Annotated in this window: 22 protein-coding genes and 2 rRNA genes; 7 read left to right on the top strand and 17 right to left on the bottom strand. The window is 70.7% G+C overall.

Annotated elements, in window-relative coordinates; translation table 11 throughout:
- Positions 1–342 precede the first annotated feature (342 nt).
- Positions 343–1128, top strand: coding sequence for a DUF4232 domain-containing protein (locus tag ACGFZA_RS28715; protein ID WP_393682850.1), 786 nt, complete (start codon positions 343–345; stop codon positions 1126–1128).
- A gap of 55 nt (positions 1129–1183) precedes the next feature.
- Entirely contained in the window at positions 1184–1927 is a 744-nt protein-coding gene (locus ACGFZA_RS28720; RefSeq protein WP_393682852.1) for a DUF4232 domain-containing protein, read from the top strand.
- Here the strand turns inward: ACGFZA_RS28720 and ACGFZA_RS28725 are convergent.
- Entirely contained in the window at positions 1921–2352 is a 432-nt protein-coding gene (locus ACGFZA_RS28725) for a DUF3224 domain-containing protein (protein ID WP_393682854.1), read from the bottom strand. The two genes, ACGFZA_RS28720 and ACGFZA_RS28725, sit on opposite strands and share 7 nt — an antisense overlap.
- A gap of 136 nt (positions 2353–2488) precedes the next feature.
- Between ACGFZA_RS28725 and ACGFZA_RS28730 the strand changes: the two genes are divergently transcribed.
- Together ACGFZA_RS28730 and ACGFZA_RS28735 are read left to right on the top strand one after the other, a co-directional pair.
- A complete protein-coding gene (locus ACGFZA_RS28730) occupies positions 2489–3298 on the top strand; it encodes a HEAT repeat domain-containing protein (RefSeq protein ID WP_393682855.1) in 810 nt (269 codons plus the stop codon).
- Between the two features lie 96 nt (positions 3299–3394).
- Positions 3395–4183 (top strand): DUF4253 domain-containing protein, encoded by a 789-nt coding sequence (locus ACGFZA_RS28735; protein ID WP_393682857.1) that lies wholly within the window; start codon positions 3395–3397, stop codon positions 4181–4183.
- Between the two features lie 64 nt (positions 4184–4247).
- Here the strand turns inward: ACGFZA_RS28735 and hemB are convergent, their stop codons facing one another.
- The 6 genes from hemB to ACGFZA_RS28765 all read right to left on the bottom strand — a co-directional run bounded on the left by hemB (position 4248) and on the right by ACGFZA_RS28765 (position 10827).
- Entirely contained in the window at positions 4248–5246 is a 999-nt protein-coding gene (gene hemB / locus ACGFZA_RS28740; RefSeq protein WP_385288884.1) for a porphobilinogen synthase, read from the bottom strand.
- A gap of 113 nt (positions 5247–5359) precedes the next feature.
- Positions 5360–7027 carry a uroporphyrinogen-III synthase gene (locus tag ACGFZA_RS28745; RefSeq protein ID WP_385288649.1) on the bottom strand — a complete coding sequence of 556 codons (1668 nt, stop codon included), beginning with the start codon at positions 7025–7027 and terminating at the stop codon, positions 5360–5362.
- Positions 7024–8010: a hydroxymethylbilane synthase gene (gene hemC / locus ACGFZA_RS28750; RefSeq protein WP_385288646.1), complete on the bottom strand. Its 987-nt coding sequence runs from the start codon at positions 8008–8010 to the stop codon at positions 7024–7026. Before hemC ends, ACGFZA_RS28745 begins: the two co-directional genes overlap by 4 nt.
- Positions 8007–9515 carry a glutamyl-tRNA reductase gene (locus tag ACGFZA_RS28755; RefSeq protein ID WP_393682860.1) on the bottom strand — a complete coding sequence of 503 codons (1509 nt, stop codon included), beginning with the start codon at positions 9513–9515 and terminating at the stop codon, positions 8007–8009. Before ACGFZA_RS28755 ends, hemC begins: the two co-directional genes overlap by 4 nt.
- On the bottom strand, positions 9512–10279 hold the full coding sequence (locus ACGFZA_RS28760) for a redox-sensing transcriptional repressor Rex (protein ID WP_393682862.1): 768 nt from the start codon (positions 10277–10279) through the stop codon (positions 9512–9514). Before ACGFZA_RS28760 ends, ACGFZA_RS28755 begins: the two co-directional genes overlap by 4 nt.
- A 272-nt stretch (positions 10280–10551) precedes the next feature.
- Positions 10552–10827, bottom strand: a complete 276-nt coding sequence (locus tag ACGFZA_RS28765) for a glutaredoxin family protein (protein WP_385288639.1) — start codon at positions 10825–10827, stop codon at positions 10552–10554.
- Between the two features lie 159 nt (positions 10828–10986).
- Between ACGFZA_RS28765 and ACGFZA_RS28770 the strand changes: the two genes are divergently transcribed.
- The 3 genes from ACGFZA_RS28770 to ACGFZA_RS28780 all read left to right on the top strand — a co-directional run bounded on the left by ACGFZA_RS28770 (position 10987) and on the right by ACGFZA_RS28780 (position 14549).
- Complete coding sequence (locus tag ACGFZA_RS28770) at positions 10987–11937, top strand: HAD family hydrolase (RefSeq protein ID WP_393682865.1); 951 nt, start codon at positions 10987–10989, stop codon at positions 11935–11937.
- A gap of 404 nt (positions 11938–12341) precedes the next feature.
- Positions 12342–13124: an ECF subfamily RNA polymerase sigma factor, BldN family gene (locus ACGFZA_RS28775; protein ID WP_385288633.1), complete on the top strand. Its 783-nt coding sequence runs from the start codon at positions 12342–12344 to the stop codon at positions 13122–13124.
- A gap of 225 nt (positions 13125–13349) precedes the next feature.
- On the top strand, positions 13350–14549 hold the full coding sequence (locus ACGFZA_RS28780; RefSeq protein WP_393682867.1) for a DUF5667 domain-containing protein: 1200 nt from the start codon (positions 13350–13352) through the stop codon (positions 14547–14549).
- Positions 14550–14706: 157 nt separating this feature from the next.
- Here the strand turns inward: ACGFZA_RS28780 and ACGFZA_RS28785 are convergent, their stop codons facing one another.
- The 10 genes from ACGFZA_RS28785 to ACGFZA_RS28830 all read right to left on the bottom strand — a co-directional run.
- Positions 14707–15735: a lysophospholipid acyltransferase family protein gene (locus tag ACGFZA_RS28785; RefSeq protein WP_385288628.1), complete on the bottom strand. Its 1029-nt coding sequence runs from the start codon at positions 15733–15735 to the stop codon at positions 14707–14709.
- Positions 15736–15750: 15 nt separating this feature from the next.
- Positions 15751–16821 carry an NAD-dependent epimerase/dehydratase family protein gene (locus tag ACGFZA_RS28790; protein WP_385288625.1) on the bottom strand — a complete coding sequence of 357 codons (1071 nt, stop codon included), beginning with the start codon at positions 16819–16821 and terminating at the stop codon, positions 15751–15753.
- A gap of 250 nt (positions 16822–17071) precedes the next feature.
- Entirely contained in the window at positions 17072–17170 is a 99-nt protein-coding gene (locus tag ACGFZA_RS28795) for a 30S ribosomal protein bS22 (RefSeq protein WP_003948845.1), read from the bottom strand.
- Between the two features lie 110 nt (positions 17171–17280).
- Positions 17281–17493: a helix-turn-helix domain-containing protein gene (locus ACGFZA_RS28800; RefSeq protein WP_123460011.1), complete on the bottom strand. Its 213-nt coding sequence runs from the start codon at positions 17491–17493 to the stop codon at positions 17281–17283.
- Between the two features lie 128 nt (positions 17494–17621).
- On the bottom strand, positions 17622–18437 hold the full coding sequence (locus ACGFZA_RS28805) for a phosphatase (RefSeq protein ID WP_385288622.1): 816 nt from the start codon (positions 18435–18437) through the stop codon (positions 17622–17624).
- 94 nt (positions 18438–18531) lie between these two features.
- On the bottom strand, positions 18532–19704 hold the full coding sequence (locus ACGFZA_RS28810; protein WP_385288619.1) for an acetoin utilization protein AcuC: 1173 nt from the start codon (positions 19702–19704) through the stop codon (positions 18532–18534).
- On the bottom strand, positions 19673–20875 hold the full coding sequence (locus ACGFZA_RS28815; protein ID WP_385288617.1) for an MFS transporter: 1203 nt from the start codon (positions 20873–20875) through the stop codon (positions 19673–19675). The genes ACGFZA_RS28810 and ACGFZA_RS28815 overlap by 32 nt, the downstream gene beginning before the upstream one ends.
- Before the next feature lie 42 nt (positions 20876–20917).
- The gene (locus ACGFZA_RS28820) at positions 20918–21562 is read right to left on the bottom strand and encodes an HAD family hydrolase (protein ID WP_385288614.1); all 645 of its coding nucleotides are present in this window, start codon (positions 21560–21562) and stop codon (positions 20918–20920) included.
- Positions 21563–21633: 71 nt separating this feature from the next.
- Positions 21634–21750: ribosomal RNA gene (gene rrf, locus ACGFZA_RS28825) — 5S ribosomal RNA — on the bottom strand.
- A gap of 79 nt (positions 21751–21829) precedes the next feature.
- Positions 21830–21902 (bottom strand): 23S ribosomal RNA (locus tag ACGFZA_RS28830); the annotation flags it as partial.

Here is a 21902-nt window from a genome sequence, read left to right on the forward strand (position 1 = left end):
TTTCCCGTTCCAGCGTCCCGTACCGCCCGGCATTCGTTGCCACCGGATCCGCGGACGGGACACGATGTTGGAACACACCGCAGCAGCACCCCGGCAAGGGCGAGCAGCGCGACTCGTACATCCACCACCTGCCCGTCCCCGGGAGCCGCAGTGCGTACACGTCCTCGACTCAGCCTGACCGACGCAGTGGCCACAGGAGTCCTGATCGCCTCTGTCGCGACCGTCATCACACTCCTGTGGCACCTCTGACCACACGTCATTGTCCAGTACACCGGTCAGCACCCGGTGCGCCAAAGCGGCGCCCCACGTTCCGCAACACCTTCCGAACAGAAACGGCCTCTCATGCGCACCCTCGCCTTCCGCCGCGCCGCCCGCACCTCCGCCCTCGGCGCCCTCGCACTCATCGCATCCCTGTCCCTGACGGCCTGCCAGGGCGACGACCCGGCGCCCTACGACGACCACGCCTCCGCCTCGGCCGGCTCGTCCTCCCGGACCCCGGCGGAAAGCTCAGGAGGCAAGGGCACGGCAGCCCCTGACGCCGGCCAGGGCAAGAACTCCGCCGGTTCGAGCGCCGGTTCGGACTCTGGTTCGGGCTCGGGTTCGGACTCTGGTTCGGGTTCCGCTTCCGGTTCCGGTTCCGGTTCGGACTCGGGCGAGGACTCCGACGCCGCCGCGTCCAAGCCGAAGGGCGCCGGACCGGCCACGGTGACCTGCAACGGAGAGAACTCCAAGCTGTCGCTGACCGAGGTGGCACGGCCGGTCAACCACCTGCTGCTCACCCTGACCAACGTCGGCTCGAAGGCCTGCAACGCCTACTACTACCCGTACCTGAAGTTCGGCGAGGCCCAGTCCGTTCCGAAGACCTTCGAGGACAGCAAGCCGCAGGCGGTGGCGACCATCAACCCGGGCGAGTCCGTCTACACCGGCGTCCTGACCTCGGCGGCCGACGGCAGCGGCTCGAACGGATACTCCACCAACGACGTGAGCGTCAGCTTCCAGAACAGCGACGGCAACTCCGACGGCACCGGCCCCGCAGTCAGCGTCCCGCTCTCCAAGAGCACGTTCGTGGACAGCAGCCTGAGCGTCACCTACTGGCAGATGAGCATGGACGACGCCCTCCAGTACTGACCACCACGCACCCTCGCCCTCATCCACACCACTGCACCTCACGGGGAGTCCCACCATGCGCAGCAATCGCATCCGCACCACCGCCCTCGCCGCCACCGCCCTCCTGGCCGCCCTCTCCCTCACCGCGTGCAGCAGTGACAACGGCAGCGGCGAAAGCGCCAAGGCCGAAGCGGCCGCTCCGGCAGCGCGCACCACCGCCAAGGAGTCCCCGTCCCCGGCCGCCCAGCCGGACAAGGACGCCACGGACACCGCGACCGACGCCCACGCGAGCAGCGCGCAGGGCAACCCGACCGCACCCCCCGCCGAGAGCGACGGGAAGAACACCACCGGCACCACGAACCGGGCGGGCAGCGGCAGCGGCACCACCAGCCGCACCCCCGTCACCTGCGACGGCAAGAACACCAGGACCGCCGTCAGCACGGTGAGCCGCCCCATCAACCACCTGCTGCTGACCCTCACCAACACGGGCAGCCGGCCCTGCTACGCGTACTACGCGCCCAAGCTCCGGTTCGACGACGCGCAGGCCGTCTTCCCGGTCCTCGACGCCAGCAGGCCCCAGGCCGTCGTGACACTGCAACCGGGAGAGTCCGCGTACGCCGCCATCGGCCTGACCGGCGAGCCCGGCGCCGGCCCGGCCCCGCGCAAGGCCACCCGCCTTCAGGTGAACTTCTCCGGACGGAGCCCCGAGGGCTCCACCGGCACCCCGACCGAGCTGACGCTTCCGTCCCGCACCTACTGGGACGACAACGGCTTCGTCACCTACTGGCAGACCGAGATGGCCGACGCGCTCACCTACTGAGCCCCGTCCACGGGCGCGGCGTCGAAGTCGAAGTCGAACCAGATCCGGTGCCGGCCGTCCTCGTCGACGGCCAGCCCGCCGCCCCCACGGATGCCCGTCAGTGCGCCGGTCCCGCTCGACGGCGCGATCGCGAAGAACTCGTTGGCGCGGTCGTCACCGCTCGTCGCGGCCGAGTGCACGAAGTTGAACGTCCCCTCGCGGCCGTCGACCACGCCCTCGAAGGCCTCCATCGCCACGTACGTACCCACGCCGGCGGCCTGGTCGAACGCGGCGGTGAAAAAGGTCGTCGAACGCCCGGTGATCTCGCCCTCGAAGCTCTTCACGATCGTCGCGACGCCCATCGGAAGACGGGTCTCGACCTCGGGGACGGGCTTCAGGTCGGACGGGACGAACGAGGAGACGGTGAAGGTGCCGGAAGCTCTCATGCCGTCAATCGTAGGGACCCCCTCGGACATCCGGCCGGGAATCGCGGGACCGGTTGATCACGAGGCCGGACGGACGGGCACGTCCCTGCCGGCGCTCACGGGCGTACGCCCCTTCCGCTCCCCTACGATCGGCGCCATGGCCATGTTCGTCCACCTGACACCCGCCGCGCACGCGGCCCGCATCCGCAAGTCCGGTGTACGGGCCGCCAGTCACGGCCACGACGGCGACAAGGGCCTGTTCTGCTTCCCGGTCCTGCCGTCCTACACCCTGACCCACCAGTGGCTGCGCGAGCTCTCCCGCCGCGGCGGCCCGCGCGGCCTCGTCGCCGTCCGGCTGAGGCTCCCGGACGACGAACCCGTCACGGTCGGCCACTACAGCAACCGCCCGGGCAGGACCCCCACCCGCACCACGGCCGCCGACGCCGTGCGGCGGGTGGCCTCGTTGGAGGACCCCCGCGGCTGGGAGGTCTTCCTCCCCCGGGCCGCGACCCGGGACGAGATCCACCGCATACACGCGGTCCGCCAGGTCACCGGCTGGCGCTACTTCCCCGGCTCCAACGGCACACCGCCCTGCACCTGTTACGGCTGCCGGGTGCGCGGGGAGTACGGCTCGCAGCGCCTGCGCCGCCGACGCCCTCACCCGCTGGACGGGCCCGCACCCGCGACGCCCGTGCTGCTCGCCCGGATCTCCGAAGCCGGCGACCCCGGCGACGCCGCCCAACTGTGCGCGACCCTGCACTGGTTCGGCTTCCGCCGACGCGGACCGGTCGCCCGACTGGCCCACCTCGCAGGTCATCCCGACGCAGATGTCCGCCTGGCCCTGGTCGAGGCCGTGGCCCGCTGGCGGACCCCCGGAGTCGACGCGCTGCTCCAGCAGCTGGCCGACGACCCGGACGAGGTCGTACGCGAAGCGGTCGTCTTCACCGGCCGGCTGAACCCGGCCTGACCGGCAGCCCCGAACAAGCGGCCGGCGGAACGGCCTGCGGGGCAATGCGCCCGGCTGGGCGACCGGTTGTCAGTGGCCGCCCGTACGCTCCTGGACATGGCGACGCTTCCGAACCCGCTCCCGTCCCTGGCCACGTCAGGGCTCCGACTCCCGCCCGGCACCCTTGTGGACGCCACGATCGACGAGCCGTGGCACGAACCCCTGCTCTGGTACGCGAACGGGCCCGCGGCGCCCGGCACGTGGGCCTCGCTGCGCGACGCGGGACGGAGCCACGGGCTGCTGCCCGTACTCATCGACCGCGGCAGCCGCGACCAGGGGCCCGAGGTCTGGGACCTCAACCCGGCCGACACCTCGTACCCCGGCGACCACGACGCCGAAGACGTCCTGAGCGAGGTCTGGGACGCCTACGCGGAGGACGAGCTCGACACCGGGAACACCTGGCCGGGGCTGGCGCCCGTCCCCCTGGCCGAGGGCCCGGACAGCCCGGAGGAACTGGCCGCCGCGATGGCGGACATGCTCACCGATGACGGCATGGCGATGGAAGGTGCGCGCCTGGCGCTCGTCCCGGCCAGGCGCAGTGCGGACATCCCGGCCGCGATCGGCTGGGGCGGCCCGCTCAACCACGAGAACGACGTCGCGCGGCTCTGCGCCGTCCTGCGCTCCTGGGAGGACCGCTTCGGCATACGGGTCCTGTCGCTCGGCTTCGACACCCTGGCGGTCTCCGTGGCCCGCCCGCCCACGACACAGGAGGAGGCGCTGGCCCTGGCCGCCGAGCACTTCGCCTTCTGCCCGGACAACATCCAGCAGTCCACGCTCAACACCCTGGAGGCCTATGCGGAGAAGGCGCTGCTGAACCAGGAGGCCTGGTCCTTCTGGTGGGACTGAGGAACCGCCCCACCGCCGGACCGGCCTCCGCCGGGAACGGCCCGGCTTCCGCCACAGGCCTCCGTCAGGAACGGCCCAGCTTCTGCGCGACCTCGGTCGCCCAGTAGGTCAGGATCATCTGCGCGCCCGCGCGCCGGATGCCGGTCAGGCTCTCCAGGATCGCCGCGTCCCGGTCGATCCAGCCCTTCTCGGCGGCTGCCTCGATCATCGCGTACTCACCACTGATCTGGTACGCGGCGACGGGCACGTCCACCGAGTCGGCGACCTTCGCGAGGACGTCGAGGTACGGTCCGGCCGGCTTGACCATGACCATGTCCGCGCCCTCGGCGAGGTCCAGCGCCAGCTCGCGCATCGACTCGCGGAGGTTGGCCGGGTCCTGCTGGTACGTCTTGCGGTCGCCCTTGAGCGAGGAGCCGACGGCCTCCCGGAAGGGGCCGTAGAAGGCGGAGGAGTACTTCGCCGTGTACGCGAGGATCGACACGTCCTCGTACCCGGTCTGGTCGAGCGCGTCGCGGATCACGCCGACCTGGCCGTCCATCATGCCGCTGGGGCCGACCACATGGGCGCCCGCGTCGGCCTGGACCTGGGCCATCTCCGCGTACCGCTCCAGCGTCGCGTCGTTGTCGACCCGGCCGTCCTCGGTCAGCACGCCGCAGTGGCCGTGGTCGGTGGTCTCGTCCAGACAGAGGTCGGACATGACCACGAGATCGTCACCGACCTCCGCGCGCACCGCGCGCAGACCGAGCTGGAGGATGCCGTCCGGGTCGGTGCCCGCCGTGCCGCGGGCGTCCTTCTTCTCGTCCAGGGGCACACCGAACAGCATGATCCCGGAGACGCCCGCCGTGACCGCGTCGACGGCGGCCTTCCGCAGGGTGTCCAGGGTGTGCTGCTGCACGCCGGGCATGGCCGAGATGGCGACGGGGGCGTCGATGCCCTCGCGCACGAACGCGGGCAGGATCAGGTTCGCCGGGTCGAGCCGTGTCTCGGCGACCATCCGCCGCATCACGGGGGTCGTCCGCAGCCGTCGGGGGCGAGAGCCGGGGAAGTTTCCGTACACAGTCATCCTTCGAGACTAGACCCGTGCACATGACGCTCTTACCGACACCTGGGCCGGGAAAAGCGGACGGGGTCCGGTCCGCCGAAGCGGACCGGACCCCGTACCTGCTGCCGGACGGATCAGGTCGTCGTACGACGCCGCCGCGCACCCGGACGGCGCTCGCTCGGCCGCGTCACCGGGTCACCGGCCTCCTTCGCCGCGTCCCGGCGCTGCGCACCGAACTCGGCGAGGGCCTCGGCCAGCTTGTGCACCGAGGGCTCCGGCGACAGGACGTCGACGCGCAGGCCGTGCTCCTCGGCGGTCTTCGCCGTGGCCGGGCCGATACACGCGATGATCGTCACGTTGTGCGGCTTGCCGGCGATGCCGACGAGATTGCGCACGGTCGAGGACGAGGTGAAGAGCACCGCGTCGAAACCGCCGCCCTTGATGGCCTCACGCGTGTCGGCGGGCGGCGGCGAGGCGCGGACCGTGCGGTACGCGGTGACGTCGTCGACCTCCCAGCCCAGCTCGATCAGCCCGGCCACCAGGGTCTCGGTGGCGATGTCGGCGCGCGGCAGGAAGACACGGTCGATCGGGTCGAAGACCGGGTCGTACGGCGGCCAGTCCTCCAGCAGGCCCGCGGCGGACTGCTCACCGGAGGGCACCAGGTCCGGCTTCACACCGAAGTCGACGAGCGCGGCGGCGGTCTGCTCGCCGACGGCCGCGACCTTGATCCCGGCGAAGGCACGGGCGTCGAGCCCGTACTCCTCGAACTTCTCCCGGACGGCCTTCACCGCGTTGACCGAGGTGAACGCGATCCACTCGTAGCGGCCCGTGACCAGGCCCTTGACCGCCCGCTCCATCTGCTGGGGCGTACGCGGCGGCTCGACGGCGATCGTCGGGACCTCGTGCGGCACGGCACCGTACGAACGCAGCTGGTCGGAGAGCGACGCCGCCTGCTCCTTCGTACGCGGCACGAGCACCTTCCAGCCGAACATCGGCTTGGACTCGAACCACGCGAGCTGGTCGCGCTGGGCGGCGGAGCTGCGCTCCCCGACCACGGCTATGACGGGCTGGTGCCCGTCCGGCGAGGGCAGGATCTTGCCCTGCTTGAAGACCTGGGCGATCGTGCCGAGCGTCGCCGTCCAGGTGCGCTGGCGCGTCGTCGTACCGGCGACCGTCACGGTCAGCGGGGTGTCGGGCTTGCGGCCCGCCGAGACCAGCTCGCCGGCGGCCGCGGCCACCGCGTCGAGCTGCGTCGAGATCACGCACGTGGAGTCGCTCGCGCCGACCTCGCTCCAGCAGCGGTCCGAGGCGGTACGGGCGTCGACGAAGCGGACGTCCGCGCCCTGCGCGTCGCGCAGCGGCACCCCGGCGTACGCGGGCACGCCCACGACGTTGGCGACACCCGGCACGACCTCGAAGGGAATGCCCGCGGCGGCGCAGGCCAGCATCTCGCTGCCCGCGTTGCCGTCGAGTCCGGGATCACCGGAGACGGCACGGACGACCCGCCTGCCGCCCTTCGCGGCCTCCATGACAAGATTGACCGCATCCCTGAGAACGGGAACACCGGCGGCTGTTGACTGCGCGTCAACAACCGTCAGCTCAGGCGTGCTTACGCCTGCCCGCGCATGGCAGCGGACGACGCCGAGAACGTCCGGCTCGGCGACAAGAACGTCCGCGCTCGCAAGCGCCTCGACGGCGCGCAGAGTCAGCAGTCCCGGGTCGCCGGGACCGGCGCCGAGGAAGGTGACGTGCCCTGCGGACAGGACAGGAAAATCGGATGCGGCGTGGCCGGTGGGGCTCAAAGTGCTCGCTCCCCCATAAGACCGGCCGCACCCTTGGCGAGCATCTCGGCCGCGAGTTCGCGACCGAGGGCCGCCGCGTCGTCGTGCGACGTGGGGACGGGACCGGTGGTGGACATCTGTACCAGCGAGGAACCGTCGATGGAACCGACGACACCGCGCAGGCGCAGTTCGTTGACAGCCTGGCCGTCGGCCAGGAGGTCGGCCAGCGCACCCACAGGTGCGGAGCAGCCGGCCTCCAGGGCGGCGAGCAGGGAACGCTCGGCGGTCACGGCGGCCCGGGTGTACGGGTCGTCGAGCTCGGCGAGCGCGGCGGCGAGGTCGGCGCTGCTGGCAGCGCACTCGATCGCCAGTGCTCCCTGGCCGGGAGCGGGCAGAACGGTGTCGACCGACAGGAAATCGGTCACCTCACCGCTCCGTCCGAGGCGGCTGAGCCCGGCCGCGGCGAGTACCACCGCGTCGAGTTCACCGCTTCGTACGAATCCGATACGCGTATCGACGTTGCCGCGGATCGGCACGGTCTCGATGTCGAGTCCGTGACTACGGGCGTACGCGTTGAGCTGCGCCATGCGGCGCGGCGAGCCGGTGCCGACGCGGGCGCCGGCCGGCAGCTGCTCGAAGGTCAGCCCGTCGCGCGCCACCAGGGCGTCGCGCGGGTCCTCGCGCACCGGCACAGCGGCCAGCACCAGGCCCTCGGGCTGCGCGGTCGGCAGGTCCTTGAGCGAGTGGACGGCGAAGTCCACCTCGCCGCGCAGCAGCGCCTCACGCAGCGCGGCGACGAAGACGCCGGTGCCGCCGATCTGCACGAGGTGCTCGCGGGAGGTGTCCCCGTACGTGGTGATCTCGACGAGTTCGACGGCGCGGCCGGTCACCTCGCTGACCGCGTCGGCCACCAGGCCGGACTGCGCCATGGCGAGCTTGCTGCGCCGGGTCCCCAGCCTCAGCGGCTGGGTTGACCCCGCGCCCAGGGGTGAGTTGTCGGTCATGACCGCCCTCGATTCGGGTCGTTCAGGTCTGCCCGGGAGACGGCGGCGACCGTCTGCGGGTCGAGGTCGAAGAGTTCCCGCAGCGCATCGGCGTACCCGGCGCCGCCGGGCTCGCTGGCGAGCTGCTTGACCCGCACGGTGGGCGCGTGCAGGAGCTTGTCGACGACGCGGCGCACGGTCTGCGAGATCTCGGCGCGCTGCTTCTCGTCCAGATCGGGGAGGCGCCCGTCCAGCCGTGCGATCTCGCCCGCGACCACTCCTGCGGCCATCGTGCGCAGGGCGACGACGGTGGGGGTGATGTGGGCGGCGCGCTGGGCGGCACCGAAGGCGGCGACCTCGTCGGCGACGATGCTGCGCACCTGGTCCACATCGGCCGCCATCGGGGCGTCCGCGGAGGCCTCCGCGAGCGACTCGATGTCGACGAGGCGCACACCGTCGAGGCGGGCGGCGCCGCCGTCGATGTCGCGCGGCATGGCGAGGTCCAGCAGGGCGAGGCGGACGGGGCCGGTCGACTGGGCCGGGATCCGGCGCACGGCGGCCTGGGCCTGCGCGATCACGGTGGCGGAACCGTTCTCCACCCACGCGGCGTGCTGCTCGTCCGGCTGGACGGGTGCCGGTGCCGCCACCGCGACGGGCGCGGCGGGCATCTCGTACGCGGGAGCCGGGTCGATCCCGAGCGCTCCGGCGACGGCCTCGGCGCTCAGCACGAGCCCGGTGGCACCGGTGCAGGAGACGGCGATGTCGGCACGTGTCAGTTCGTCGGAGACCGCGTCCATCTCCACGGCCCGGGCGGCCACTCCCGTACCGCCGGCCTGGTTGAGGATCTCGACCAGCCGGTCGGCGCGGGCGCGGGTGCGGTTGGCGACGACGATCTCGGCGACACCGGTGCGGGCCAGGGTGGCGGCGGCCAGCGAGGACATCGAGCCCGCGCCGATCACCAGGGCGCGCTTGCCCTTCGCCCAGGCCGCGGTGTCGCGCCCGTCGGCGAGCTGCTCCAGGCCGAAGGTGACGAGCGACTGCCCGGCCCGGTCGATCCCGGTCTCGCTGTGGGCGCGCTTGCCGACCCGCAGGGCCTGCTGGAAGAGGTCGTTCAGCAGCCGGCCGGCGGTGTGGAGCTCCTGCCCCAGCGCCAGCGCGTCCTTGATCTGGCCGAGGATCTGGCCCTCGCCCACGACCATCGAGTCCAGTCCGCAGGCCACCGAGAAGAGGTGGTGGACGGCCCGGTCCTCGTAGTGCACATAGAGATACGGAGTGAGCTCGTCCAGCCCGACGCCGCTGTGCTGGGCGAGCAGGGTCGACAGCTCGGCGACGCCCGCGTGGAACTTGTCCACGTCGGCGTACAGCTCGATGCGGTTGCAGGTGGCGAGGACGGCGGCCTCGACCGCGGGCTCCGCGGCGAGGGTGTCCTGGAGCAGCTTGGCCTGGCTCTCGGCGGACAGCGAGGCCCGCTCCAGCACCGACACGGGGGCGCTGCGGTGGCTCAGCCCTACGACAAGGAGGCTCATGCCGGCATCACGGCGGGCATGTCCCCGTCGGGTCCCTTCCGGTTGCTGGTCGTCGCGCGCACGGGCGGCGCCGCCGGGTCGGGGCCGCTGTCGGCGGCCTCCTCGCCGGCCTTGCGCTGCTCGTGGAACGCGAGGATCTGCAGCTCGATCGAGAGGTCGACCTTGCGTACGTCGACGCCGTCGGGCACCGAGAGCACGGTCGGGGCGAAGTTCAGGATGGAGGTGACGCCCGCGGCGACGAGCCGGTCGCAGACCTGCTGGGCCGCGCCGGGCGGTGTGGTGATCACACCGATCGAGACGCCGTTCTCGCTGATGATGCGGTCCAGGTCGTCGGCATGCTGGACGGGGATCCCGGCGACGGGCGTTCCGGCCATCGCGGGGTCGGCGTCGATCAGCGCGGCGACCCGGAAGCCGCGGGAGGCGAAACCGCCGTAGTTGGCGAGGGCCGCGCCGAGGTTGCCGATGCCGACGATGGCGACCGGCCAGTCCTGGGTGAGGCCGAGTTCGCGCGAGATCTGGTAGACGAGATACTCGACGTCGTAGCCGACGCCGCGCGTCCCGTACGAGCCGAGATAGCTGAAGTCCTTGCGCAGCTTCGCGGAGTTGACCCCCGCCGCCGCGGCGAGCTCCTCGGAGGAGACCGTGGGTACCGAGCGCTCGGAGAGCGCGGTCAGTGCGCGGAGATACAGCGGAAGTCGGGCGACGGTGGCCTCGGGAATTCCTCGGCTACGGGTCGCCGGTCGGTGATTTCGGCCAGTTGCCACGGTGCTCCTGCGGGATGAGCGGGGCTGCAGGCGGCCGTATGTCCCAAGACCGCCCCGTCGAATGCAGGCTATGTCTTTGTGAACGCGTGCACAAAGATAGTGTCCGTTTTGTCCGGTCAAAGTGACCGGGGTCACGCGCATTCGCCGGGCGATCCAGGAACCGCGGATCGCATCAGCCCGTTGCAGGCCCGAAGGGGGCAAAGCGGAACACACTCCTCACAGCCACGCCCCCGAGACCACTCAAAACGCCCACGATGGTAACCGGGTTTCACTCAGGAAATCAGCGCACTGCGCAGTCTGGCCGGGTCCACCCGCCAGAACGTGTGCTGTTCGTTATCAACGAGGACCACGGGGATCTGCTCCCAGTACTCCTTGTACAGCGCCTCGTCCTGAGTGATGTCCTTCTCCTCCCAGGACGCGCCGGTCTCCTCGCAGACCGTCCGCACCACCGCCCTGGCGTCGTCGCAGAGGTGACACCCCGGCTTCCCGACCAGGGTCACCACACGGTCGGCGGCCTTCTTCTTCGTACGACGCAGCAGGGGACTCATACCTTTCATTCTGCGCCGCTCCCGGGCCCGATCCGCCCTCGATCCGGCCTTGAACCGGTACGCCCGGAATCGCCCGTTTAACGTGTCGGCCTCCGAGAGTTCACGCCACCGCATCCCGGCAGGTCGGGAAGGGGCGGGGTGACTGGCTATGCTCACGGCATGGCCGCTCTTGGATGGCTCACACCGCGTAGGCGTTCCGCGACAGCACGCAGCGTGCTGGCAGGCGAAGCAGCGGCGGAGGCAGCACGGAAGTCCTCGCTCGCCGCCGAGCAGTCCGCCGCCGCCGAGGACGGCGCCGCTCCCGACGCGCAGGAGGAACCGGAGTTCCCCGTCGTCGGCGACGACCGGGCCGCCGCCTTCTTCGACCTCGACAACACCGTCATGCAGGGCGCGGCGATCTTCCACTTCGGCCGCGGGCTGTACAAACGGAAGTTCTTCGAGCGCCGCGAGCTCACCCGGTTCGCCTGGCAGCAGGCGTGGTTCCGGCTGGCCGGCGTGGAGGACCCCGAACACATGCAGGACGCGCGCGACAGCGCCCTGTCCATCGTCAAGGGCCACCGCGTCTCCGAGCTGATGTCGATCGGCGAGGAGATCTACGACGAGTACATGGCCGACCGCATCTGGCCCGGCACCCGCGCACTCGCCCAGGCCCACCTCGACGCCGGCCAGAAGGTCTGGCTGGTCACCGCCGCCCCCGTGGAGACGGCCACGATCATCGCCCGCCGGCTCGGTCTGACCGGGGCGCTGGGCACCGTCGCCGAATCGGTCGACGGCGTCTACACCGGGCGCCTGGTCGGCGAACCGCTGCACGGCCCGGCGAAGGCCGAGGCGGTACGCGCGCTGGCCGCGGCGGAGGGCCTGGACCTGGCCCGCTGCGCGGCGTACAGCGACTCGCACAACGACATCCCGATGCTGTCCCTGGTCGGGCACCCGTACGCGATCAACCCGGACACCAAGCTGCGCAAGCACGCGCGCGCCCGGGACTGGCGGCTGCGCGACTACCGGACCGGCCGCAAGGCCGCCAAGGTCGGCATCCCGGCCGCCGCCGGCGTGGGCGCCCTCGCCGGCGGCACCGCGGCGGCCGTCGCCCTGCACCGCCGCCGCCGCTGACGGACCGGCCGCGGGCTCCGATGGCGGGCCCCGGTAGCGAGCCTCGGCCGTGGGATCCGGCGGTGGGCGCCGACCGTGGGCCGGGCCACGCCCGGCCCACGCCGCCAATCGGGGCCCCTTGCCCGGCGACCGCCCCGGCCAGTCGGGTTACCCGCACTCGACCACAACCTGTCGCCGCTCCCGGCAGATCTCGAAATAATTCGATCAACAACCGGTCACGATGTGCTACTTGATGCGTCGAATAGTCGCTACAGAAGCGACGTAATCGGTGATTTGAGCAACTGGGTGTAGCACTGCCTGTACGAAGCGTTATTCTCCTCAGACGCATTCCGGAACCCACCACTCACTACGACGAGTGACGGTTTCGCACTGCACGTGATGGAAGCTCTGCCTCTGGGAGTCCCGTGTACCCACACGTCGGGGTTGACGCCTCGGGCCTGGCTACGCTGCGCGCAACGGTCGCCGACCGCTTGCGCGGCTTCGTCCCCACCGCGTACGCCGTACCCGCCTTTGCCACCCCTGCACCTGCCGGCCCCTGCTACGCCCTGGCCGAACGCGGCGCGGCGGTCGGAAGACGCAGCAACCGCGGCGCAACGACCACGACCACGTCCACCGTTCGTCGGCCCACGGCCGACAGCGACAGCGCGCGCATGATGGATCTCGTCGAGCGCGCACAGGCCGGTGAGGCTGACGCCTTCGGCCGCCTCTACGACCAGTACAGCGACACCGTGTACCGCTACATCTACTACCGGGTGGGCGGCAAGGCGACTGCGGAGGACCTCACGAGTGAGACCTTCCTGCGCGCCCTGCGGCGCATCTCCACCTTCACCTGGCAGGGCCGTGACTTCGGTGCCTGGCTGGTCACCATCGCTCGCAACCTGGTCGCCGACCACTTCAAATCCAGTCGCTTCCGACTGGAAGTGACCACCGGCGAAATGCTCGACGCCAACGAGGTCGAGCGCAGTCCCGAGGACTCCGTCCTGGAATCCCTCTCCAATGCCGCACTGCTGCAAGCCGTGCGCCGACTCAACCCCCAGCAGCAGGAGTGCGTGACCCTGCGCTTCCTGCAAGGCCTCTCGGTCGCCGAGACCGCCCGGGCGATGGGCAAGAACGAGGGCGCGATCAAGACCCTGCAGTATCGCGCCGTCCGCACCCTTGCCCGGCTTCTTCCGGACGATGCCCGCTGACCCCACCCCGAGCCGAATCACTCTCGGCGATATGTTCATCACGCACTGGTCCGATCATCTTTCGTGCGTAACCCAAGTGCCGCGCCGCTCGTTGTGCCGGTTGCAGGCCCCCTGTCGTCACCCCATGTCCGCGGACACTCACTCTTTCGTGTGGATGCGCTCAAGGTGTGCAACCTTCCGGACCCACAGGGGAGTCGACCGTCATGACGAGAGGAGGTGCCGCCAGTGATCGCAAACGTTTCGGCACACCGGCGGGCGAACGCCTTCGCCCAGGCCCTGGAGGAGCAGTCGCTCCGCGGTGCGGCGGCCGTACAGCCCGAGGACCCGGCCGAACAGGCCGGCCCCGGACCGCTGTTGGCCCTGGCGAACGGCCTCGGTGAGCTACCGAAGCCGGAGTTGGATCCCGAGGTCAAAGTGGTGCAGCGAGCGCAGCTCGTCGCCGCCATGGAGGCCATGTTCGCCGAGGGCGGCGCAGCCGCGGACCCTACGGTGCCCGAACAACGGGGCAAGGGGGCCCACCGGGCCTCGCCACTCCGGAAACTGCGCCCCAGATCGCGCTGGACGAAGGGGCTCGCAGCCGGCGGGCTCACCGTCGGTGTGGCCGCAGGGGCCTTCGGCGGAGTGGCGGCTGCCAGTTCCGACGCCCTGCCGGGTGACTCCCTCTACGGGCTCAAGCGCGGCATGGAGGACATCCACCTCGGCCTGGCCGACGGCGACGCGGACCGCGGCGAGGTCTACCTGGACCAGGCCTCGACCCGGCTGAGCGAGGCCCGCAGGCTGATGGAGCGCGCCCGCTCCGGCGACCTGGACCACGAACAGCTCGGCGAGGTCAGGCGCACGCTCAACGGCATGACCCACGACGCCACCGAGGGCCACCGCCTCCTCCACGCCGCCTACGCACGCGACGGCGCGATCGGGCCCATCCAGACCCTGGACTCCTTCGCCCGCGCACACCGCGACAGCTGGAGCAGCCTCCGCGACAGCCTCCCCCTGCAGCTGACCGACGTCGGCGACCAGGTGAGTTCGGTCTTCGCGGCCATAGACGAAGAGGTCGAGCCGCTGCAGTCCCTGCTCCCCCGCCCTCCGGAGACGAGCAACGGATCCCGGGAGTCCGGTACCACCGGTACCGGCTCGGCCCCGTCCTCCCGCTCGCACGCCCCGTCGCCCTCGTCCCCCGCCGGCACACACGACAGCAGCGGTACGGGCACCAGTTCCTCGCCCCGGCCGTCGGACTCGGGCAGCACCCCGGCGGACGGCCTGATCGGCGGCGGCGCGGACGGGCTCTTCGACCCGCCGTCGCCCGGCGCCACCACACCGACGCAGGAGACACCCAGCACGACACCGTCGCCGGACGTCACCCTTCCGCCGCTGATCCCCGGCCTGATCGGCGGCCTGGGAATCGACGCCGAGGACGACAAGAACTGACGCGATCGCCGGACGGGCCCGGTCGAGCCCGTCCGGCAGCCTCAAGCCCTCACGGCCATGGAGGGCGGAGCCGGACGGCACCCGCGCCCCGGACACCCGGGGCCGGCCATGCCCGGCCCGTCCGGCGGTCGAGGACGGACCCCCACGACCGCACGCCTCAGAAGAACACCGAGCGCCGCTGGACCAGCAGCTTGTACAGCGTGTGCTGAATCTGCTCCCGCACCTGATCCGTCAGGTTGAACATGAGCATCGGATCCTCCGCCGCCTCCACCGGATATCCGTCCGTGGGGATCGGCTCACCGAACTGGATCGTCCACTTCGTCGGCAACGGCACCGCCCCCAGCGGCCCCAGCCACGGGAACGTCGGCGTGATCGGGAAGTACGGGATACCCAACAGCCGCGCCAACGTCTTCGAGTTGCCGATCATCGGGTAGATCTCCTCCGCCCCCACGATCGAGCACGGCACGATCGGCACCCCGGCCCGCAAGGCCGTCGACACGAAGCCGCCGCGCCCGAAGCGCTGGAGCTTGTACCGCTCGCCGAACGGCTTGCCGATGCCCTTGAACCCCTCCGGCATCACGCCGACGACCTCGCCCTGCCGCAGCAGCCGCTCCGCGTCCTCCGCGCAGGCCAGTGTGTGACCGGCCTTGCGCGCCAGCTCGTTGACGACCGGAAGCATGAAGACCAGGTCCGCCGCGAGCAGCCGCAGATGCCGCTCCGCCGGATGGTTGTCGTGCACCGCGACCTGGAGCATCAGCCCGTCCAGCGGCAGCGTCCCCGAGTGGTTGGACACGATGAGCGCCCCGCCGTCCGACGGGATGTTCTCGATGCCCTTCACCTCGACCCGGAAGTACTTCTCGTACACCGGCCGCAGCACCGACATCAGGACCTGGTCGGTGAGCTCCTCGTCGTAACCGAACTCGTCGACGTCGTACTCGCCCGTGACCCGCCGCCGCAGAAACGCGAGCCCGCTCGCGATCCGCCGGTCCCAGCCGCCGCCTCCCGCGTCCTCAGAGGCCACCACAGCCTCCTCCTGCCTCTCCGGAGGCAGCGTGGCACCCGGCTGCCCGGGCAGGGCGCTGACGGACCCTGTGCCGCTTCCCGAGGGCCGCCGGCGCGCGGCGCGCGGCCCGCCCCCCGACCGCGAACGGTCGTCGTCGAACGGAATGACCTTGGCATCCGCCATCGTCGGTGCGCTCCTCTACCTGACGCTCGGAGTCGGGTGTGTGTCGCCGCCGGCCCCACCGGCGAACGGCGTCGCGGCCAGCCTGTCGACGGCCCGGCCCACCGCCGCGGGCGGCAGCAGCCCCGGACCCCGGCTGCGCGCGAACTCGGCGAAGGTCTCCGCCGTGGAGAACCGCGGCCGGAAACCCAGCGTCTCGCGCATCTGGACCGTGGATACCACCCTGCCATGGGTGAGCAGCCGGATCTGTTCCGGCGAGAAGTCCGTCATGCCGACGGTGCGCAGCGCCTGCCCGACCCATGTGACCGCGGGCAGCAGCAGCGGCATCGTCGGCCGCCCCAGCCGCCGCGAACACTGCGACAGCAGCAGCACCCCGTCCCCCGCGATGTTGAACGTGCCGCTGTTCAGGGTCCCGCGCCGCGGTTCGCCCGCGGCGATGCCCAGGACGTCGAGGACGTCGTCCTCGTGGACGAACTGGAGCCTCGGGTCGTACCCGAACACCGTCGGCAACACCGGCAGCGACAGATAGTCGGCGAGCGGCGAATCGGGGTCGGGCCCCAGGATGTTCGCGAACCTCAGCACGCACACGGCCACGTCCGGCCTGCGGCGCGCGAAGCCCCGTACGTACCCCTCGACCTCCACCGCGTCCTTCGCGAAGCCACCGCCGGGCAGGGACTTGGGCGGGGTCGTCTCGTGGAAGACCGCCGGATCGCGCGGTGCGGAGCCGTAGACACCCGTACTGGACTTCACCACCATCCGCCTGATGGACGGCGCCTTCTGGCAGGCACCGAGCAGTTGCATGGTGCCGATGACGTTGGTCTCCTTGACCGCGGCACGCCCCTGGGCCCCGAGCGCCCTGGCGCTGACGTCCAGGTGGACGACCGTGTCGACCGCGTGCTCGGCGAGGACTCTGGCGATGGCGGGCTGGCGGATGTCCGCGCGGACGAAGACCGCGTCGCCCAGCCGGTGGCCGGGCGCGACCGCGTCGACCGCGATCACCCGGTCCACGTCCGGATCACGCTGGATGCGCCGCACGAACCGGCCGCCCAGCTGCCGGGCCGCTCCCGTGACGAGCACGACCTTCCCCAAGATCAGCGCCTTCCGTCGGTCTCGCGCGAAGTGAGTGGGATGAATGAGGTGAGCGAAGGGGACGCCCCGCGAGAGGCACTCCCCCGGTCGTCACCGTAGCGGGTGGATGTTGCCCTGTGATGACTGCGCGGCGGCCCTGTTCCGCGTCTTGGCCCGAATGTGCGCACCCTCCGCGCATACCCCCCGTACAGCACCGCAGCCCTCCCGCCTGATCGGCGGAAGGGCTGCGGACTTCACGAACTGCGTTCGCTTACTTCTTGTTGCGACGCTGAACGCGCGTGCGCTTGAGCAGCTTGCGGTGCTTCTTCTTGGCCATCCGCTTACGCCGCTTCTTGATAACAGAGCCCACGACTACCCTCGCTCACTTCTTCTTCACTGGTGCGGGGCGTCTGGGCCCACACGACCTACGTCGGCCTAGCCTACCCGCCACCGCGTGAGGTACGTAATCCGAGGGGAATGTCAGGCCGTCCCCACCCCCACGAAGGACTCGCGGAGATACTCGTGAACCGCTTGCTCCGGCACCCGGAAGGACCTTCCCACCCGGATCGCCGGCAGATGACCGCTGTGCACCAAGCGGTACACCGTCATCTTCGACACTCGCATGACCGAGGCGACTTCCGCCACAGTCAGAAACTTGACCTCGTTGAGAGGCCTCTCGCTGTCAGCAGCCATGACCCACCTGTACCTTCCGCACGAGACGCGCACCGGCTTCCCCTCCGGTGACTCTTCGTCGTTGTGCGCTCACTCCCCAGATTAGGGGCGGGTGATGCGAGTGGGGAAGAGGAGAGACGATCGGCCGCCTACTGTGACAGACACGCCCGATTGAGTACATAGCGCGTCAGCGGCAGGTAGTACGCGGACCGCACGGCGTCGTCGAGCGGAACGGCGACCGACACCCGGCCCTCCGCCTCCCCGACGAACAGTGCCGGATCGTCCGTATCGGCCAGGCCGATCGCCTCGATGCCCAGCTGACCTGCCCCGCAGACCCACCCGTGGTCCCCCACGACGAGCTCCGGCAGCAGTCCCCCGGCGTCCGCGGCGGCCTCCAGAGCCACCCTCAGCGGCAGTGGTGAGTGGGTGTGTGCGCCGGTGCCACCACCCGGCACTCCCGCGCCGGGTTCGCGCACCATCGCGACCCCCCGTACGTAGTCGAGGTTGCACGTACGTACGCCGAACCGGGTCGTTATGTCGATACGTCGCCCCTGCGCGGGGGTGAGCACGGCACATCCCGCCGCCGACAAGGCGTCTGCCAGCGCCGCGTAGAAACCCAGCAGACGGTGCGGATGCCCCGTCCCGAACAGCACCGGCGCCCGCCGCGCCGCGGCATCCGACAAGCGGCCGGCGAAGGCGTCCAGCCCCGCCACCGTCCGCTCCGGATCGATCACGTCAGGGCCCGAGACATGCGCGGGATCGTCCGAGACCCCGCACTTGTCGGCCATGAGCCGCAGCAGGTCCCGCTCCCCCCACACCCGTCCGGGATCGAGGCCGAGCGTCACCCGCGGATCCCTGGCCGCGAACAGCCGATAGCTCCGCAGACTCAGTTCCCTCGAGGTGGCCACGGGCCCGGCCAGCCGGGCCGCCAGCAGATGCGCACGCAGCGCTCCGGTGCTCAACACCCTGCCGATGCTCCCCCACCCACCGTACGCAGGGGCCAAAACCCGGATTACGCCCCACAGTTGGCGTAATCGGCACTCCACCGCACTCCTGACGTCAGGTCAGCAGCCCCCGCAGCGGGAACGCCGCACGCCTGGTCGCCAGCACCGCCTGGTCCAGCCGGTCGGCGGGATCGTAACCGTCCTCCCACGCCTTCCACGACGGGATCCGCCCATCCGTCATCCGGGCCGGCCCGAGCTGCCGGGTCCGGGCGTAGACCTCGTCCCGCCACGACGACGGGATCACCGACTCCGGGTCCACGGGCGCGTGCGCGGCGATCCCCACCAGATGCGTCCAGGACCGCGGCACCACGTCCACCACCGCATAACCACCCCCGCCCAGCGCCACCCAGCGCCCGCCCTCCGCGTACTCGTGCGCCAGATCGTGGCAGGCCGCCATCACGGCCCGCTGCGCGTCCAGCGACACCGCGAGATGGGCCAGCGGGTCCTCGAAGTGCGTATCGGCCCCGTGCTGCGTCACCAGGACCTGAGGCCGGAAGTCCGCCAGCAGTTCCGGCACCACCGCGTGGAACGCCCGCAGCCATCCCGCGTCCCCCGTACCGGCCGGAAGCGCCACATTGACCGCACCGCCCTCTCCCGCCCCGGCACCGGTCTCCTCCGGCCAGCCGGTCTGCGGGAAGAGCGTCCGCGGGTGCTCGTGCAGCGACACCGTCAGAACCCGCGGGTCCTCCCAGAACGCCGCCTGCACCCCGTCGCCGTGGTGCACGTCCACATCGACGTACGCGACCCGCTCGGCCCCCAGCTCCAGCAGCCGCGCGATGGCGAGCGCCGGATCGTTGTAGATACAGAAACCCGCGGCCCCGCCGGGCATGGCGTGATGGAGGCCGCCGGTGAAGTTCACCGCGTGCCCGGTCCCGCCCCGCCACACCGCCTCGGCGGCCGCCACCGACTGCCCGGCGATCAGCGCCGACACCTCGTGCATCCCGGCGAACGCCGGATCGTCCGTCGTCCCGATCCCGTAGCTCTGGTCCGCCGCCCGCGGATCGGCGGAGGCCGCCCGCACAGCCGCCACGTAGTCCGGCCGGTGCACGAGCCGCAGTGTCGAATCGCCGGCCGCCTTGGCCGCCACGACATCCACCGCCCGGTCGAGACCGAACGCCCGCACCAACCCCATCGTCAGGGCGAGCCTGACCGGGTCCATGGGATGACTGTCCCCGAAGTCGTATCCCGTTACTGCGTCATCCCACATCAACTGTGCGCGGCCGCTCATGCCCGCCACCGTATCGGGCGGGCTCCGCTCCGAACGACTTGGCGTACACCAGCGTCGCGAGCACCAGCACCATCGGTACGAGCATCGCGCCCCGGTAGCTCCACGCGTCCCCGAGCGCCCCCACCAGGGGCGAGCCCACCAGGAATCCCACGTAGTTGAAGATGTTGAGCCGGGCAATGGCGGTGTCGCTCGCCCCGGGGAACATCCGCCCGGCGGCCGCGAAGGTCTGCGGCACGATCACACAGAGCCCGAGCCCCAGCATGGTGAACCCGAGCATCCCGGTCCAGGCCCCGCCGGCGACGGCGACCACTCCGAACCCCGCCGCGGCCAGCACACTCCCGGACCGCACCACGGCCACGGCACCGAACCGCCGCACCCCGAAGTCCCCGACGGCCCGCCCCAGCAGCGTCGTCACCATGTAGACGTTGTACGGGACGGTCGAGAGCTGCTCCGAACTCCCCAGCACATCCTGCAGATACTTCGCGCTCCAGTTGGAGACCGTCGAATCCCCGATGTACGCGAAGCACATCACCAGACAGAGCGGCATCAGCAACTTGAAGGAGACCGAGCCGGCCTTCCCCCGATCCGCGCCCAGCAGCTCCTCCTCCTGCTTCCCCTCGACGTACCACCGGCTCCCGACGAACGCCACGGGCAGCAGCACCACGACGACCGGAAGGTACGAGACCAGCAGCGACAGATCCCAGTGCGCCCCGGCCCACGCCATCGACGCCCCGGCGATCCCGCCCAGGCTGTACGCGGCGTGGAAACCGAGCATGATGGAACGTCCGTACGCCCGCTGAAGACTGACCCCCATCATGTTCATGGAGGCGTCCAGCGCACCGACGGAGATCCCGAACAGGCCGAGCGCCAGGGCCGCTTCCCACACCTCGCTCCCGGCACCGACGCCGAGCAGCGCAAGCAGCACGACCGGCTGCGCCCACCGCAGAACCACCCTCGGCCGCACGCGCGCGACCACCTTCTCGGTGACCACGCTTCCCACGCCGGCCAGGATCGGCACGGCGGCGAGGAACACGGGCAGCAGGCCGTCGGATATCCCGTACCTGTCCTGGATCGCGGGGATCCGGGTCACGAGGAGAGCGAAGGTGACGCCCTGCACGAAGAAGCTCAACGCGAGGGAAGCCCTGCCGTGCCGCAAACGTGCATCTGTCATGTGCGCGAGCGTAGAGGCAGTCTCTACCCATGGGTAGACACGTCAGGCAAGCAATTCCCGCAGCTGTCCCATGTCGGAGAAATGCCCGGTCACCCCGGCCAGCCGGTCCGCCGGCATCATCGAGGTGAACCCGTACACGTCCATGCCCGCGGCCTTCGCCGCCTCCACCCCGAGCGGGCTGTCCTCGATGACGACACAGTGCTCGGGAGCCACTCCCATCCGCTCGGCGGCGAGCAGGAACAGATCGGGCGCCGGCTTCCCCCGGCCCACGTCCTCGGCCGAGAAGATCCACTCCTCCTCGAACCACTGGTCGAGCCCTGTCGCGCGATGGCTGACGCGGATCCGTTCGTGGCTGCTGGAGGAGGCGACGCAGTACGGAACCCCGTCGGCGACGAGCTCCCCCAGCACGCCCTCCACGCCGGGAACGGGTTCCAGCTCCCGCTGGAACGCGGCGAAGATCCGTGAGTGGAGCGTGTCGTTGAAGTCCGCGGGCAGCTTCTCCCCGCCCCGCTCCTCGACGAGGTCGTGCACCCGGTGCACGGCGGACCCCATGTAGTCACGGAGGGACTCCTCGTACGAGGTGGGGTGCCCGAGCTCGGTGAGGTACCCGGCCAGGATGGTGTTGGCGATCGGCTCGCTGTCCACGAGCACCCCGTCGTTGTCGAAGATGACCAGTTCGTAGCGCATGTCATGACCTTAAACGGTCGGAACGCAGAAAAGCCCCGTGCCACAAGGGCACGGGGCTTTTCATAAAAGGAGTTCGGCGGCGTCCTACTCTCCCACAGGGTCCCCCCTGCAGTACCATCGGCGCTGAAAGGCTTAGCTTCCGGGTTCGGAATGTAACCGGGCGTTTCCCTAACGCAATGACCACCGAAACACTATGAAATTAACCAACACCGGAACAAAACACGGCCGTTCGTTATTTCAGAACTAACACAGTGGACGCGAGCAACTGAGGACAAGCCCTCGGCCTATTAGTACCAGTCAGCTCCACCCGTTACCGGGCTTCCACATCTGGCCTATCAAC

It is taken from the genome of Streptomyces sp. NPDC048211, assembly GCF_043202315.1.
Lineage (GTDB): Bacteria > Actinomycetota > Actinomycetes > Streptomycetales > Streptomycetaceae > Streptomyces.